The sequence below is a fragment of the Mycobacterium sp. FW102-FHT13B02 genome (assembly GCF_058790275.1).
Genome location: NZ_JBYTCM010000032.1, coordinates 27100 through 43631, shown reverse-complemented (window position 1 = coordinate 43631; position 16532 = coordinate 27100). Strand labels below are relative to the sequence as shown.

Genomic DNA, 16532 nt, shown 5'->3' with positions numbered 1-16532 from the left:
CCATCGACCATCGCATTGAACACGGTCTCATCGGCACGCAGGAGCGAAACATCGTCGGCACGCAGGATGTGGGGAATGAACCCGGGCAGTTCCTCAGCCATGACGATGGTCGAACGATCTCGGCAACCGGCTTGGCGACGACTTGAGTTGCGATCCGAATGGTCTTGCCCTCGAACGCAATTCGTCACTGTGACGCAATAACCCCGGTCCACGCAGTGGCGGGGGCGGTGCCGCAAAACAACTCACACCGACCGGATGCCAGTGGTCGCTCATTGAAGCTCGCAACGTCGTCACCTAACATCCGAATCAATCATTAAGTGATTGAAACTTACGTCGACCTGGCCCGTTGCGCAAGACCCAAGGTCGATCAGGGGCGCTGCAGCGGCGACCGACACCCGTCACAACCAGGACAATCGAGCCAGTCGTCCAGGGGCGCAAGTTCTTTCACTAAATGAAACTCGCATGCTTTATGTGCCGATAAGGTACATTATGTCAGTTAGAGTACTGCGTTTTCATCGGATGCATCGTCAGTCGACAACCTCCGTCTATATCCAGTCACGTAACCAAGCTGTGAGCTTCACCAATTTATCGACCGGCTGGCGGATCGATGCCGCCGAAAGTAATCACCTGGTTGTCCCCGTCACCCCAGGCAGAAAACTCCGAAACCCGCCCACCACAGGCCAATATCGGTGCGAACCTGTCCTTCGAGAAGCTTCCCGCTTTGACAAAGCTGAAGTTCGCCGTACTTCCGCCATGGACTGCGTCTGAATCCGTGCTGGACATCAAAAGCATTCCGTGTCTATCTCTCTTGAGATTCGCAGGAATAGAAACCACCATGGCGTCTTCCCCCACGGAGTTCGTACCCTTCTTCTTCTCCCTCTCGGCGACTCTCCGCTGCAATCTGACCATGTATCGAGCCGCGTTGTTGACACCGCCAACTTGGGAAACTGTAGCCAACTTAGGGCCAACTACCGACCGATCCAACTCGCTGCCGGGACTGGCGCCGGCCGTGATGTAGAGGGTGCGATTCCCGTGCAGTGGCACCTCATGGCCCCAGCGATACACCTCTGTGTCGCTGAAATTTGGAAAAATCTGATTGCCGTCTTCGAAATTGGAAAGTCCCCTGAAGAACGCCGTACCGTAGTCCGGAGCTATTCCAGCCATGACGATAGTCAGGCGACGATCTCGATATTTTCGCCATTTGGACAGTCGAGCCATCAGTTCCTTCATACGTTCCTCTAGAGCGTCGGCCCCGTCCTTCAAAGTGATGGCTGAGGCGAGAACGCCTGCAATCCACGCTGTAACAGGCTCCTCGCACCGATAGTCCACGTGCGCGAACCCGCCGGTAAACCCGACCGACACCATGCCGCACCACGACACAGCCTTGTTGTAGGAGTCGTCACGGGCTTCGCCTCCGGCACTCAGTCGACGATCAGAGACCTGGAGAACGAATTCGGGTGTGAGTAGGACTTGGATAAGGGTCATTACATCCACCTTTGATCGTCACACCGCACCGGCGATTCCGCGGCAGGGTTAAGCGTACGGCCGCAGCACCTAGCAAACTCCGAGACGGCTATCAACCCCGTAGGCCAGAGTCGCCTGTATGGTTCCGGACGGACCATTCGGTGCCATGCCACAGAGCCGACTACACATATTCAGGCGCTCGGCCGACACGCCTGGGGCCGCTCAACAAGACCGCGCCACACGAACCACCACCAGCAAACGATCCCCTGTCCTAGTCGACAGACCGGCACGCGCATACCTCGATGCCTTCACGGTACGGCACAACGCCTGCCAGCGGCCGCTCCCCCACCTCCGCTATGCGTCACTAGCGACCGGAATACGGCGGAGTCGAATACTGAGGGTTACCAGTAAACTACGCCCGTTTTCATCAGATGAATCATGGAGGGTCCCCGCCAGATCTGCGAGTTCCTTTACCCTCATGCATCGATGGTGGACATGTGACGTAACGTCACAGTCAAGTTTCGGCGTAACAGCTGGACAGAAGGCGCAGTCCGGCACTGTCAGGCCGGTGCTCCGTCGGGACTGAAAGCCGATCACGCCGGAATAGACCGGTAGATGGGCGGCTGCCCCGATTGCCTATCGTCATCACGGAGTCGCGATCTCGCCGGCGGCGCTTCGGCCACGGGCTGCGTTGATAGCGGCGCCCTTCTCAAGCCGGCGGCCGCGTGTACATAATGAGCGCATGGCCGGTACTGGTCGATCGTCTTCGGAGCCTTCGGCCGCCGCCAATGTGGCGCGGCACAGCGGGCGCATCGTGGTCGGCGTCGACGCCTCGCAGGGATCGTTGAACGCCCTCCTATGGGCACTCGGGGAGGCACGCGCACGCAAGATCCCCATCCATGTGGTCCTTGCCTGGCAGTACCACCCGAAGTGGGTAGACCCCGGCCTCGGCAGCATGTTCCCGCTGGGCTACAGGCCGGAGAACGGCGTGCCGGCAGACGATTTCGCAAACGCGACTACGTCGATGAAACGGCTATTGCACGCCGCCATCGACGAGGTCACCGAAGCTGACCCAGGCAACGCGACTGATCCGGTCCAAATCACGCAGGAGACTGTCGAAGGCCACCCCGCGCAAGTGCTGCTCGATAGCGTGAGCGGAAGCGACATCATGGTGGTCGGCTCTCACGGACATGGCGGATTCGTCGGAGCGATGCTCGGTTCCATCAGCCATTACGTCGTGACCCACTCGGCATGTCCCGTGGTGGTCGTCCCTGCCCCACAGCGTGCGGTGCAGCAGTAGCGCGACCCACCCCACATTTTCCTACCGGGGCACTCGGCCCGAATCTGTTGAGCCACAAGATTTCTGGGGACTTCCGCCCGGGATTGCTCGAAGTTAGGCGGAGCGGTTGATATGGGATTCCGCGCGCATCCGCTCGACCATGTGCGGGTAGTGCAGCTCGAACGCCGGGCGCTCCGAACGGATCCGGGGCAGCTCGGTGAAGTTGTGCCGCGGCGGCGGGCAGCTGGTGGCCCACTCCAGGGAGTTGCCGTAGCCCCACGGGTCATCGACCACGACGGGCTCGCCGTAGCGCCAGCTCTTGAACACGTTCCACACGAACGGCAGCATCGAGACGCCGAGGATGAAGGCGCCAATGGTGGAGACCACGTTGAGCGTGGTGAACCCGTCGGTGGGCAGATAGTCGGCGTAACGACGCGGCATGCCCTGGTCGCCCAGCCAGTGCTGCACCAGGAAGGTGGTGTGGAAGCCGATGAAGGTCAGCCAGAAGTGCAGCTTGCCCAGGCGCTCGTCGAGCAGCCGGCCCGTCATCTTCGGGAACCAGAAGTAGACGCCGGCGAAAGTGGCGAACACGATGGTGCCGAAGAGCACGTAGTGGAAGTGCGCGATGAGGAAGTACGAGTCAGTGACGTGGAAGTCGATCGGCGGGCTGGCCAGCATCACCCCGGACAACCCGCCGAGCAGGAACGTGACCGCGAAACCCACCGCAAACAGCATCGGTGTCTCAAACGTCAACTGCCCCTTCCACATGGTGCCGATCCAGTTGAAGAACTTGATGCCGGTCGGTATGGCGATCAGATAGGACATGAAGCTGAAGAACGGCAGTAACACCGCGCCGGTAGCGAACATGTGGTGCGCCCACACCGCCGTGGAGAGCGCGGCGATGCTGATCGTCGCATAGATCATCGTGGTGTAGCCGAACGTCGGTTTGCGGCTGAACACCGGGAAGATCTCGGTGACGATGCCGAAGAACGGCAACGCCACGATGTACACCTCGGGGTGGCCGAAGAACCAGAACAAGTGCTGCCACAGGATCGCCCCGCCATTGGCCGGGTCGAACACGTGGGCCCCCAGGCGGCGGTCGGCCTCCAGCCCGAACAGCGCGGAGGTCAGCAGCGGGAACGCCCCCAACACCATGATGGAAGTCACCAGGATGTTCCAGGTGAAGATCGGCATCCGAAACATCGTCATACCCGGTGCCCGCATACACACCACGGTGGTGATCATGTTCACGGCGCCCAGGATGGTGCCCAGCCCGCCGACAGCTACGCCCATGATCCACAGATCACCGCCGGCGCCCTGGCTGTGGATCGCGTCGCTGAGCGGGGTGTAGGCGGTCCAGCCGAAGTCGGCCGCGCCGCCAGGGGTGATGAAGCCGGCGATGGCGATCGTCGCGCCGAACACGAACAGCCAGAACGACAGCGCATTGAGCCGTGGGAATGCGACGTCAGGGGCCCCGATCTGCAGGGGCAGCACCAGGTTCGCGAAACCGAAGACGATCGGGGTGGCATAGAACAGCAGCATGATCGTGCCGTGCATGGTGAACAGCTGGTTGTACTGCTCGTTCGACAGGAACTGCAGTCCGGGTGTCGCGAGTTCGGCGCGCATGAACAGCGCCAGCAGTCCGCCGATGAAAAAGAATGTGAAGCAGGCGACGCAGTACATGATGCCGATCAGCTTGTGATCGGTGGTGGTCACCAGCTTGTAGATCAGGTTGCCCTTGGGTCCCAGCCGCTCCGGGAACGGCCTGCGCGGTGTCAATCGTGCGACTGGGGGTGATTCTGCGGTCACGAGAACCTTAAGTACTGCGTCGGCACATCACTGAGGTCTTTCATACAACGCTAGACCCGACTGTCTTCGAAGGGAATCACCGTGGCCCGACCGCATTCTGCTTCGGCGGCACTCCCCCAGAATTCCGTAGGACGAAACGACGTAGTCACAGAGGTGCACGACGGCCCGAAGCTCACCGCCGGGCCGACCTCGGCTCCCGGCAACAAATAACGCCCGGCTGAGCTTTACGTCGTCGCAGCGGCCAAGTGCAGATGTGTAATGGTGGACCACGTCGACGGGACGCTCGTTGAGCGACGAATTATGTTGATCGACTCGCCGGACGGATCCGCGAACCGCTCGGACGGCCCGTCAGCGAAACCGGCGGTCGATGACCTCACGTGGCAGCTGGTCGGGAGCCGGGTAGGTGATCAACACGCGATTCTGGTCTGGGTCGACGCCGTCGACGAATCTGATGCCGTTGAGGGTGTTTGTGTAAGTACTGGGATAGTGCCTACGCATCCGCTGTTCGATCCGCTGCAGCTCTGCTTCGCTGCCGGCGGACCAGATGATCTGCTCGACGCCTACGTCATTGATTCCGCCGGTCCCGAACGCCTCATGCGCACGGAGATAAATCTGGAAGCCCCCCGGGGTCAATAGAAGCGCCGCTTCCGGTTGGCGAAGCGCCACATGGCATCCGAACACATCACGGTAGAAGTTCAGCGAACGATCCAGGTCGGACACTCGCATCAAACACGACGTGACCCTTGCTGCCTCACCCATTTGGGCCCCCTTTGATCAGTCTCACGCGAACTTGAGGGGACCTCAAGGCGCCCAGCGAGACAGGACGAGGTCGTGCGCGAGTCCACCGCGGATCAGCTGCGCATCATCGGCTGCTGGCGTCGCCACTTAACTCAGCATCTCGGCGAGCACAGTGGCTTCGCTGATATCGACGGCCTTGCTCGCCGTGAGCAGGGTGAGGTTTCGGTGCTTCGCCAGTGTCCGCAAATGTGCCAGCGCCTCGGCCCGTTCGGGTTCGGTCAGCTCCGCGTGGTAGCGGCGGGTGAACTCCGTGAACCGTTGCGGGTCGTGCTGGTACCACTTGCGCAACGTGGTGGAGGGCGCGATCGCCTTACACCATTCGTCCAGCTCCGCTTTCTCTTTGGTCATGCCACGAGGCCAGATCCGGTCGACCAACACCCGGTTTCCGTCCCCACGGGCCGGGTCGTCGTAGACGCGGCGCACCCGCACCGTATGTGTGGTCATTTGCTGCCTCCTGACAGTTGGGCGGCCTGAGGACCTCCGGGCCGGTCAGGCCGGCGGTGCCCCGTATTACGGTGCGCCCGCGCCTTCTCGACCCTCTTGAACTATCCTCTTGATCCGGCGCGCTGGCCAGTGGCGCTGACGCTGGCCGCCTCCTTTCCGCGCATCGCCCTGATCAATCCTCGCGGTGGATCAGGGCGGCGAGTACGTCGCGGTGATAGCGCGAGATCACGTCCAGTTGAATATCTTTGGGGCACACCGCGCTACATTCGCCGATTTGGGTGCAGCCGCCGAACCCTTCCGCGTCATGCTGGTCGATCATGGCGAGCGCGCGGCTGTGGCGTTCGGCCTGGCCCTGCGGTAGGTCGCCGAGGTGGGTGATCTTGGCGCCCAGAAACAGCGCCGCCGAACCGTTGGGGCAAGCGGCAACACAGGCACCGCAACCGATGCAAATCGCCGCGTCGAACGCGGTGTCTGCGCGTGTTTTGGGCACCGGCACGGCCTGCGCTTCGGGTGCGGCGCCGGTCGGTGCGCTGATGTATCCACCGGCCGCAATGATCCGGTCCAACGCGCCCCGGTTGATGACGAGGTCCTTGACGACCGGGAACGGTGCGGCGCGCCATGGTTCGACGTCGATCACATCTGCGTCGTCGAAGCTGCGCATGTACAGCTGGCATGTGGTGATCAGTGCCTGCGGCCCGTGCGCGATGCCGTTGATGACCAGCCCGCACGCCCCACAGATGCCTTCGCGGCAGTCGCTGTCGAACGCGATGGGATCCTCGCCGACGTGGGTGAGCCGTTCGTTGAGGACGTCGAGCATCTCGAGGAACGACATGTCCGGCGAGATGTCGGCCACCTGGTAGGGGATCATCGCGCCCTTCTCCCCCGGCCCCTTCTGGCGCCAGACGCGCAGCGTGAGGTTCACGTGTAACTCCGCTGCGTCATCTCGACGGTGCGGTATTCGAGGTGTTCGCGATGCAGCACCGGCCGGCGGCCCGCGCCGGCGAATTCCCAAGCGGCGACATAGGCGAACCGGTCGTCGTCGCGCAGTGCCTCACCGTCGGCGGTTTGGTATTCGACCCGGAAGTGGCACCCGCAGGACTCTTCGCGATGCAGCGCGTCGATGCACATCAGCTCCGCCAGTTCGAGAAAGTCGGCCACCCTGCCCGCCCGCTCCAGGGCCTGGTTCAGCTCCGCGTTCTCTCCGGTCACGGTGGCGGTACGCCAGAACTGAGCCTTGAGCTCGCGCACCCGCTCGATGGCATCGGTCAGTCCCGCCCGGGTGCGTTCCATCCCGCAGTGGTCCCAGAGGATGGTGCCAAGTTCCTTGTGGAAGGAGTGCACCGTCCGGTCGCCGCCGATGGATAGCAGGGCCTCGATGCGCCCGCGGACGGTGTCGGCGGCCTCGCGCGCGGCCGGGTGCGAGGCGTCGATCGGCTCGAACGGCGCCGCGGCCAGGTAGTCGGTGATGGTGGCGGGCAGCACGAAGTAGCCGTCGGCGAGACCCTGCATCAGCGCGCTGGCGCCCAGCCGGTTGGCGCCGTGGTCGGAGTAGTTGGCCTCGCCGGCCACGAACAGGCCCGCAATGGAGCTCTGCAGGTCGTAGTCGACCCACAGCCCGCCCATCGTGTAGTGCACCGCGGGGTAGATTCGCATCGGTCTGCGGAACGGGTCCTCGCCGGTGATCTGCCGGTACATCTCGAACAGGTTGCCGTACCGGTCCTCGATCACCGGGCGGCCCAGCCGCGCCAAGGCGTCGGCGAAGTCGAGGTAAACACCGAGCCCGCCGGGGCCTACGCCGCGCCCGTCGTCACACACCTTCTTGGCCGCACGGGAAGCGATATCGCGCGGGACCAGGTTGCCGAACGCCGGGTATCGGCGCTCGAGGTAGTAGTCGCGGTCGGCCTCGGGAATCTCGCCGGGGTGGCGGTCGTCGCCGCTGTTGGCGGGTACCCAGATCCGCCCGTCGTTGCGCAGCGACTCGCTCATCAGCGTCAGCTTGGACTGGTGCTCGCCGCTGACCGGGATGCAGGTCGGGTGGATCTGGGTGAAGCAGGGGTTGGCGAACAGCGCGCCCCTGCGGTGCGCGCGCCAGGTTGCGGTGACGTTGCAGCCCATCGCGTTGGTGGACAGGAAATACGCGTTGCCGTAGCCGCCGGTGGCCAGCACGACGGCGTCGGCGACATGGGTTTCGATCGCGCCGGTGATCATGTCGCGCACGATCACCCCCCGCGCCCTGCCGTCGGCGACGATCAGGTCGAGCATTTCGTGACGCGCATGCACGTATACCGCGCCCATCTGGACCTGGCGCTCAAGCGCCTGGTACGCGCCGAGCAGCAGTTGCTGGCCGGTCTGCCCGCGGGCGTAGAAGGTGCGCGAGACCTGCACGCCGCCGAACGAGCGAGTGTCCAGCAGACCGCCGTACTCGCGTGCGAACGGCACCCCTTGGGCGACACACTGGTCAATGATCGAACCGCTGACCTGCGCGAGACGGTAGACGTTGGATTCGCGTGAACGGAAGTCTCCGCCCTTGACGGTGTCGTAGAACAACCGGTAGATGCTGTCACCGTCGTTGCGGTAATTCTTCGCAGCGTTGATCCCGCCCTGCGCGGCGATGCTGTGCGCGCGGCGCGGACTGTCCTGATAACAAAAGCTGGTGACGCGATAGCCCGCCTCGCCCAGCGTCGCCGCGGCCGACGCCCCGGCCAGGCCGGTGCCGACGATGATCACCGACAGCGCGCGTCGATTCGCCGGACTGATCAACCGGGCCTGAAACTTACGGGTGTCCCAGCGCTCCTCGATCGGGCCCGGCGGCGCCTTGTCGTCGGCAACCGGATCCCCCACCGTGTAGTAGCCCATCGACACGTCGGACTCTGGGCTCACTGGCCGACCCAGCCGAACAGCACCGAGTACGGGACAATCAAGAACCCGGTCGTGATCACCACCGCGACTACGACCGCGGCCACGTTGAGATGGCGACGCCGCCGGACGCTGGTATTCGCGCCCAACGTCGCGAACGCACTCCAAAACCCATGCCGCAGATGGAATCCCACCGCGGTCAGCGCGATGGTGTAACTCACGACCACCCACCAGATCTGAAAGCCGTTCACCAGCCGCACGTACGGGCTCGGCGAGGCCCCGCCCGGGTGAATGGTGTCCGTGCTCAAGTGCAGCAGGTGATAGACAATGAACGCCGCCATCGTCACCCCGCCCCAGCGCATCGTGAACGATGCGTAGCTGCGTTGGACACCGCCGCGCGCGCGGGTGCTCTGATACCGCCAGGCGCCCCGCCCCGCGGTCGCCGAGCGGGCACGTCTCCACAGGATCAGCGTCGCGCCCATGTGGATCACCACGCTGACCACGAGCAGGACCCGGACGCTCCATAGCGCACCGGCGTAGGGCAGGAACGGTTCACCGAAAGTCCGCAGATGGTGCGCGTAGTCGTCGAACGCCGCCCGCCCCGAAAACGCCTTGAGGTTGCCGTACATATGCACCAGCAGAAACAGCACCATGACCAGACCAGAGATCGCCGTCGCCGCCTTGAGCACGACCGTCGACCGCAACGCCGACGCGCGATGCTGAGCCGCAGTCCAAGACTGGACCGTCACCTCCCGCACGTTACGCGCGAACGCCGCCTGCCACGACGGGATCGGATAACGACTCCCGGGGCCAGCCAACTCCGCGAGACACTGTCAGCTGACATCGCTTGGCCAGCCCGAGTCCGAGTGCATGAGGGCGACCGGCTCCGGCGGCGGCTGGCAAAGGGGGCACACGTTCGTCCCTCGCCCGGCAACCTCGATTCGCTCGATCGTCGTGCCACACCCTGGACAGGGTTGGCCGGCGCGACGAAACACCGCCGCCTGCGCGAGGTAGGTGCCGCGGCCGCGGAAGTCGTTCACGTCGTCGCGGAAACTGGTGCCGCCGTGGTTCACGGCGGCGCGGAGGGTAGCCGTGATCGCGTCGTGCAGGCGTTCGGTCTCAGCCGCGGTCAGGCTTCCGGCGTGGCGGCGCGGGTGAATGCGGGCCAGGTGCAGCGATTCATCGACGTAGATGTTGCCGAGGCCGGCGACCACCGACTGATCGAGCAGGACCGCCTTGATCGGCGCCCGTGGATGCGCGGCGAGTCGCAGCGCGAAACCGTCCGTGGTAAACGTCTTGCTCAGCGGTTCCGGGCCGAGGCGGGTCAGAAACGGATCGGTGCGCAGCATCGCGGTGTCGAGCAGTCGGATCGAGCCAAACTTGCGTTGATCGTTGAAATAGATTGCGGTGTCTGCACTCAGCGCGAGGACGACCCGGGTGGTCGCGTTGGGCATGCTCTCGAGCATGCTGCGGGATGGATGACCTCCCGCGAACACCGTCACGGCGTGCTCGACGACCACCAGTTGTCCGGTCATCATCGGGTGCACCAGCAGGTGCATGCCGTGGTCAAGGTCGACGATGAGCACCTTCCCGCGACGTCTGACCGCGCGGAGCCGTTTACCGCCGAGGCTAGCGAGCACGTTCGGCGGGACGTTGAAGGACGGCTGCCACAACACGTCCACGGTCTTAATGCTCTTGCCGAGGACGGTCGCGGCCAGCCCGCGCCGCATGGTCTCTACCTCAGGCAGTTCCGGCACGACACCGCAGAACATCGTCCGACCGCCTGCGCGACCGTATGGACGGAACGCAGCCGCCGCAGGTCAACTCAACATCTCGGCGAGCACGGTGGCCTCGCTGATGTCTACGGCCTTGCTCGCCGTGAGCAACGTCATGTTGCGGTCCTTTGCCAGTGCCCGCAGATGCGCCAGCGCCTCGGCTCGTTCCGGTTCGGCCAACTCCGCGTAGTGGCGGCGGGCGGACTCGGCGAACAGCTTCGGGTCGTGGTGGTACCACCTGCGCAGCTCGGAGGAGGGGGCGATCGTCTTGCACCATTCGTCCAACTCCGCCTTCTCCTTCGTCATGCCCCGCGGCTCCGGGGCAGATCACGCGGACCCAATGCCGCGTGGTGGCGACCCGGGTGGAGCCGGCCACGTGTGGAGCGGTCATTGGGGTCCGCACCCGCGAGTCGGCGTGATGCACGTCGCACGACGGTTCCGTATGGACGTAAACCTCTCCAGCACCGAGCACCCCATCAGATAATTCTGCGACAGCGGCGGGCATTCATACCGACGATCCGCCTCGTCACCGATCGTCATCATGGCTCACATCGATAACCGCCCGGCCTCTTGAGTCCCCGGATCAGCGGTCCTGGCGCCTGCGGCGACACGATGTTCGGACAGCCGCCCGTCCGGCATCACATGCCGGACCGCGCAGCCGCGGGTCAGCATCACGACGTCGGCGATCAGCCGCCGATGGCAACGCCACCACACGCTTTCCGCGCACATCAGCGCGACACGCGCCGAACCGGCCTCAGCCATGACCTCGTCCAGCGCCGCCGCGAACTCGACGGTACGCGTGTGAGCGGCGCAGGCACGAAACGCCGGAACGGTCCACCACACATCGATACTCGCTGCGCCGGCCGGCAAGCGGCGCCGACCGCCGAGCCGGCGCTCCCACCTCTAGCTGATCCCGAGTTCCGGTAGCCACCGCGACAGCATCTCGCGTCGCGCGTCCGGGTTCTTGCGGCTGCCGGGGAATCGCCGCACGTCCACCAGCACTCCGACGCAGGCGCCGGTCAGCAGCCTGCCCAACCGCTGGCGGTCCAGACTTCAATAGGACGCCCGCGTCATTCTCGATCAGGTGACCTCCGGGAGCCGCGGCCGACGGTTGGCCTCACGGCAGCTTGGCTACGGTAAGCAGAATCGCCGAGTCTTCCAGCGCCTCCAGGCCGTGACGGGCGTCGGGCACCTTCAGCAGATCACCGGCCCGGCCCTCCCAGGACTGGCCCTGCGATGTTAGGCGGACCCGCCCGCGCAACACGTGCACCGTGGCCTCCCCGGGGTTGCTGTGCTCACCCAGTTCGCTGCCTTTGAGCATGCCGACCACGGTCTGGCGCAGCACCCGTTCATGACCGCCGACAACAGTGTCGGCGGCGGGTCGCCCGCCGTGGGCGGCAGCCAGTTCGAGCTGCTGCGTGGCCAGGGCATCAAGGGAGATCCGTTGCATAGCTCTGAGTATGGCTGCTGATGACCGATCTGGGCGATCCCGGCCGGCGGGCACCCGACGCCTCTCGGACGGGGATCGATTGCGTGACACGGTGATGGGAACGGCGTAGCGTCGAACTCGCTGAGCAGCAGCCGTTCCGGGCCTCGGGCACCGCCAACCACGCCGCGCCTCTGATAGCGAAACCGCATCGCCGGAAGCCTCGGATTTCGCTGAATCCTGTTCTGTGCCTTGCCCATACTGCCGCCTGCGAGGGCCTGGCGCGGGACCGAACCGCTGCTTGTTTGCCACGACGCACCATGACCGAGTCGAGGTCTTACCCATGACAGCCATCCGGATCCGCCAGTGACACGCATCACCCCGCATGCCTCAGCGAGCTTTCGTTCGCAACTGACCGTCGGCGAGGACGTCGTGGACCCGACCACGTGGGCCGGTTCGGTGCCGGTCGCGCACGGCGTCGCGCCACGCGTCCGGGTCGGACACAGCACCTGGTTCAATCTATTGTGGCTGCTGCCAATCGGTTTCCTACTTCTGATCGCCGCGGTAGCCGCCGCCAAGGGCCTGCGCGACACGTCCTCGGTGCAGGACTTCATCACCCGCTACCCGGGCACCATCGTGTCTGCCGGCGCCCTAGCCAAACCGGGACTGCCGCTGTGGGTTGGGGTGCAGCACTTCTTCAACCTGTTCCTGCTGATCTTCATCATTCGCTCCGGACTGCAGATCCTCAGTGATCATCCGCGGCTGTACTGGACCCGGCACAGCACCCCGGGCCGCGACTGGTTCCGCATCCAAAAGCCTGTTCCCGCCGACCCGCTGTGGACAGCGAAGAGAGATTCCATCAGCCTGCCCGGCCAGATCGGGCTACCCGGGATCCGGCATTCGATCGGGTTGGCCCGCTGGTGGCATCTGGGCGTGAACACCTTGTGGCTACTCAACGGTGCCGTCTTCTACGTGCTGCTGTTCACCACCGGGCAATGGCGGCACGTGGTACCCACCAGCTGGTCGGTGATCCCCAACGCGGTGTCGGTAGGCATCCAGTACCTGTCGCTGCAGTGGCCAGTCGAGAACGGCTGGGTGAGCTATAACAGCCTGCAGCTGATCGCCTACTTCATCACCGTCTTCATCGCCGCCCCGCTGGCGTTCCTAACCGGGTTGGGCATGTCCCCGGCGCTGTCGACCCGGTTCAAACCGATCAGCAGGCTGTTCAGTATCCAGGTGGCCCGCTCTCTGCACTTCCTGGTGCTGGTGTGGTTCCTGCTGTTCATCACCATCCACGTCGCGTTGGTCTTCACGACGGGTCTGTTGCGCAACCTCAACCACATCTACGCCGGCCGCGACGCGACGGACTGGATCGGTTTCGCGATCTTCGCCGCGTCGATGGTGGTGGTCGTCGTGGGCTGGGTGGCGGCCACCCCGTTCACACTGCGACACCCGCGGGTGGTGCAACGGGTCGGTTTCGCGCTGATCGGACCGGCGCAACGGCTGTTCGAACACCTCGACGCCACCCCGGGCCAGTACAGCGAGAAAGACATCTCCCCCTACTTCTGGCACAACGGCCAGTACCCCGACTCACCGGAGTACACGGCGCTGTTCGAAGGTCACTTCGCCGACTACCGGCTGCTGATCAACGGCCTCGTCGAGCACCCGCTCGAGCTCACCCTGGCCCAGCTGCGGGCGCTGGCCCACCATGAGCAGATCACCCAGCACTTCTGCATCCAAGGCTGGTCGGGCATCGCGAAGTGGGGCGGGGTGTCGATGCAGACCATCCTCGACCTCGTCCGCCCTGCGCCCGAGGCGAAATGGGTGGTGTTCTACTCGCTCGGCGACGGCCCCGACGCGGGCATCTACTACGACGCGCACCCCATCGAGCAGATGAGCAACCACCTCACCATGCTCGCCTACGACATGAACGACAAACCGCTCTCGTTCGGCCACGGCGCGCCGCTGCGGCTGCGCAATGAGATCCAACTCGGATTCAAACAGGTGAAGTGGATCAAGGGCATCGAGTTCGTCGCGCACTTCTCCGAGGTCGGCGGCGGCTACGGCGGCTACAACCAGGACCACGAGTTCTTCGGCTACCGGCAGACCATCTAGACGTCCGGCCAGCGACAGATGAAGAGGACCGAATATGACTACCGAACAGCAAACATTCGTGATCGTGATCGTGGGCGCGGGGCTGGCTGGCGCCGGAGCGGCCGAGGCACTGCGCGCCGACGGTTTCAGCGGCCGGGTCGTGCTGCTCGGCGACCTATGACCACGTGCCCTACTTCTTCTCCGACCAGTACGAGATGGGCATGGAGTACTCCGGCTACGTCGCCAACGGCAACTATGACGAGGTGGCCTTCCGCGGCGACCTGGCCACGGGTGAGTACATCGCCTTCTGGCTGCGCGACGGTCGGGTGCTGGCCGGCATGAACGTCAACATCTGGGACGTCGCCGACACGATCGCCGACCTGGTCCGCTCCGGCCAGCCGGTCGACCGAGCGAAGCTCGTCAACCCGAACGTGTCCCTGACTGAGGTCACGGATGTGCCGGTGACCGGAGCACGACGATGACCACGCCGATGACCGCCCAACAGCTCGACCTCGCTGCCCGCCTGGCCACCCAATTGCGGGTCGACTCGATCCGCTGCAGCACCCAGGCCGGCTCCGGGCACCCAACCTCCTCACTGTCGGCCGCCGACCTGATGGCCGTCCTGATGACCGGACACCTGCACTACGACTGGCAGCAGCCCGACCTGCCGGCCAACGACCACCTGATCTTCTCCAAGGGCCACGCCTCGCCGCTGCTGTACTCGATGTTCCGGGCGGGCGGCGTCGTGGATGAGAACGAGCTGATTAAGACGTATCGGCAGCTCGGCGCCCGGCTGCAAGGGCACCCCACCCCGGTGCTGCCCTGGGTGGACGTGGCCACCGGCTCCCTGGGCCAGGGACTGCCCGACGCGGTCGGCGTCTGCCTGGCCGGAAAGTACCTGGACAAGCTGCCGTATCACGTGTGGGTGCTGTGCGGGGACAGCGAGACCGCCGAAGGTTCCATCTGGGAGGCGCTGGACAAGGCCAGCTACTACCAGCTCGGCAACCTCACCGCCATCATCGACATCAACCGGCTGGGCCAGCGCGGAGCCACCGAACTGGAATGGGACCTGGAGAGCTACGCCGCTCGGATGCACGCCTTCGGCTGCCGGCCGTTGATCGTCGACGGCCACGACCTGCCCGACATCGACCACGCGCTGACGCAGGCGCGCACCGGCGGGGACCAGCCGACGGTGCTGCTGGCCCGAACCATCAAGGCCAAGGGTGTGCCCGAGATCGAAGGCAAGAACGGCTGGCACGGCAAGGCCCTGCCCAAGGACATGGCCGAGCGGGCCATCGCCGCCCTCGGCGGGCCCAGCGATCTGCACATCACGACGCAGCAGCCGGCTGCGGGGAAGCCGGTCATCACACCCGATCCGGGCGTGACGATCACGCTGCCCAGCTACCGGCTGGGCGAGAAGGTCGCGACCCGGGTGGCGTTCGGCGCCGCCATCGCCGCCCTGGCGACCCGCCCGGAGGTCGTCGTCCTCGACGGCGAGGTCGGCAACTCCACCCACGCCGACGAATTTCAGAAGGTCTGCCCGCAGCGATATTTCGAGATGTTCATCGCCGAGCAGCAGCTGGTGGCCACCGCGGTCGGGCTCGCGGTGCGCGGCTACATCCCGTTCGCCACCACCTTTGCCGTGTTCCTCTCCCGCGCCTACGACTTCATCCGGATGGCCGGCATCTCGCAGGTCAACATTCGCCTGGTCGGTTCGCACGCTGGCGTCGAGATCGGTGAGGACGGGCCGTCGCAGATGGCGCTGGAGGACCTGGCCGCCCTGCGCGCGGTGCACGGCTCCGTTGTGCTGTACCCGGCCGACGCCACCTGCACCGCGAGCCTGGTCGTCACCATGGCCGATACCGCGGGCATCGTGTTCCTGCGCACCACCCGCGGCGCCTACCCGGTGCTCTACCCGCCCGGCGAGGACTTCCCGGTCGGCGGGTCCAAGGTCCACCGCGCCGGGCCCGATGATCAGGTCGCGCTGATCGGCGCCGGTGTGACGCTGCACGAATGCCTCACTGCCGCAGACGAACTCGCTGCTGCCGGCATTGCCGTGCGGGTCATCGACGCCTACTCGGTCAAACCCGTCGACCGCGCCACCCTTATCGACGCCTGCCTGGTGACCGGCGGCCGCCTGGTGGTGGCCGAGGACCACTACCCCGAGGGCGGGCTGGGCAGCGCGGTGCTGGAGACGCTGGCCGACGCCGGTGTGCCGCTGCTGCAGGTGGCACACCTGGCCGTGCGGGGGTTGCCCGGCTCGGGCACGCCGACGGAACTGCTCGACACCGCCGGCATCTCAGCACTGCACATCGCCGGCGCTGCCCGCCGGCTCGTCGCGCCATAACCCACACGCACCGGGAGGTTCCCATGAAGCCGACGCAACAACTGCACGAGGCGGGCCAGAGCCTGTGGCTGGACAACATCACCGCTTCCGATAGCACGCCGACCCCAGTCGGTCGGCCGCCAGGCGAAGGAGATTTCGCATGCTGACGCTTCCTGTGTTGGGTTCGGTCGCGCGACCGGAGAACTGCAGATGGGCGCTTACGGCCCCCACCGAATACCGCCCAAACCATCCAGATAAGGA

At 65.0% G+C, this 16532-nt stretch carries 15 protein-coding genes and 1 pseudogene; 5 read left to right on the top strand and 11 right to left on the bottom strand.

The features are described 5' to 3' along the window. Positions 1–585: 585 nt before the first annotated feature. On the bottom strand, positions 586–1485 hold the full coding sequence (locus tag AC3WTE_RS30625) for a hypothetical protein (RefSeq protein ID WP_492443217.1): 900 nt from the start codon (positions 1483–1485) through the stop codon (positions 586–588). Positions 1486–2206: 721 nt separating this feature from the next. On the opposite strand from AC3WTE_RS30625, the gene AC3WTE_RS30620 reads away from it, so the two are divergent. Then, positions 2207–2764: a universal stress protein gene (locus AC3WTE_RS30620; protein ID WP_492443215.1), complete on the top strand. Its 558-nt coding sequence runs from the start codon at positions 2207–2209 to the stop codon at positions 2762–2764. Positions 2765–2857: 93 nt separating this feature from the next. Here the strand turns inward: AC3WTE_RS30620 and ctaD are convergent, their stop codons facing one another. The 10 genes and pseudogenes from ctaD to AC3WTE_RS30570 all read right to left on the bottom strand — a co-directional run bounded on the left by ctaD (position 2858) and on the right by AC3WTE_RS30570 (position 11875). Further along, the gene (ctaD, locus tag AC3WTE_RS30615; protein WP_492443213.1) at positions 2858–4552 is read right to left on the bottom strand and encodes an aa3-type cytochrome oxidase subunit I; all 1695 of its coding nucleotides are present in this window, start codon (positions 4550–4552) and stop codon (positions 2858–2860) included. Between the two features lie 348 nt (positions 4553–4900). Next, positions 4901–5311, bottom strand: coding sequence for a VOC family protein (locus AC3WTE_RS30610; protein WP_492443211.1), 411 nt, complete (start codon positions 5309–5311; stop codon positions 4901–4903). A 126-nt stretch (positions 5312–5437) separates the two neighbouring features. Next, positions 5438–5794, bottom strand: coding sequence for a DUF488 domain-containing protein (locus AC3WTE_RS30605; RefSeq protein ID WP_492443210.1), 357 nt, complete (start codon positions 5792–5794; stop codon positions 5438–5440). Positions 5795–5966: 172 nt separating this feature from the next. Next, entirely contained in the window at positions 5967–6716 is a 750-nt protein-coding gene (locus tag AC3WTE_RS30600) for a succinate dehydrogenase/fumarate reductase iron-sulfur subunit (RefSeq protein WP_492443208.1), read from the bottom strand. Next, positions 6713–8650: a fumarate reductase/succinate dehydrogenase flavoprotein subunit gene (locus AC3WTE_RS30595; RefSeq protein WP_492443222.1), complete on the bottom strand. Its 1938-nt coding sequence runs from the start codon at positions 8648–8650 to the stop codon at positions 6713–6715. The genes AC3WTE_RS30600 and AC3WTE_RS30595 overlap by 4 nt, the downstream gene beginning before the upstream one ends. Positions 8651–8670: 20 nt before the next feature. Then, positions 8671–9399, bottom strand: coding sequence for a succinate dehydrogenase cytochrome b subunit (locus tag AC3WTE_RS30590; RefSeq protein WP_492443207.1), 729 nt, complete (start codon positions 9397–9399; stop codon positions 8671–8673). Between the two features lie 84 nt (positions 9400–9483). After that, on the bottom strand, positions 9484–10422 hold the full coding sequence (gene mutM / locus AC3WTE_RS30585) for a bifunctional DNA-formamidopyrimidine glycosylase/DNA-(apurinic or apyrimidinic site) lyase (RefSeq protein WP_492443205.1): 939 nt from the start codon (positions 10420–10422) through the stop codon (positions 9484–9486). Positions 10423–10470: 48 nt separating this feature from the next. Then, the gene (locus AC3WTE_RS30580; protein WP_492443204.1) at positions 10471–10731 is read right to left on the bottom strand and encodes a DUF488 domain-containing protein; all 261 of its coding nucleotides are present in this window, start codon (positions 10729–10731) and stop codon (positions 10471–10473) included. 240 nt (positions 10732–10971) lie between these two features. Continuing rightward, positions 10972–11475, bottom strand: a pseudogene (locus AC3WTE_RS30575) (DUF488 domain-containing protein). Positions 11476–11542: 67 nt separating this feature from the next. After that, positions 11543–11875, bottom strand: coding sequence for a cupin domain-containing protein (locus AC3WTE_RS30570; protein WP_492443202.1), 333 nt, complete (start codon positions 11873–11875; stop codon positions 11543–11545). Positions 11876–12217: 342 nt separating this feature from the next. Here AC3WTE_RS30570 and AC3WTE_RS30565 point away from each other — a divergent pair, with 342 nt between their 5' ends. Genes AC3WTE_RS30565 through AC3WTE_RS30550 form a run of 4 tightly spaced genes read left to right on the top strand, consistent with a single transcriptional unit; the run spans position 12218 to position 16292 of the window. Beyond that, a complete protein-coding gene (locus AC3WTE_RS30565) occupies positions 12218–13966 on the top strand; it encodes a molybdopterin-dependent oxidoreductase (protein ID WP_492443200.1) in 1749 nt (582 codons plus the stop codon). A gap of 34 nt (positions 13967–14000) precedes the next feature. Continuing rightward, positions 14001–14126, top strand: coding sequence for a hypothetical protein (locus AC3WTE_RS30560; RefSeq protein ID WP_492443198.1), 126 nt, complete (start codon positions 14001–14003; stop codon positions 14124–14126). Between the two features lie 4 nt (positions 14127–14130). After that, positions 14131–14427: an oxidoreductase C-terminal domain-containing protein gene (locus AC3WTE_RS30555; RefSeq protein WP_492443196.1), complete on the top strand. Its 297-nt coding sequence runs from the start codon at positions 14131–14133 to the stop codon at positions 14425–14427. Then, positions 14424–16292 carry a transketolase gene (locus AC3WTE_RS30550; RefSeq protein ID WP_492443195.1) on the top strand — a complete coding sequence of 623 codons (1869 nt, stop codon included), beginning with the start codon at positions 14424–14426 and terminating at the stop codon, positions 16290–16292. The genes AC3WTE_RS30555 and AC3WTE_RS30550 overlap by 4 nt, the downstream gene beginning before the upstream one ends. Positions 16293–16532: the final 240 nt, after the last annotated feature.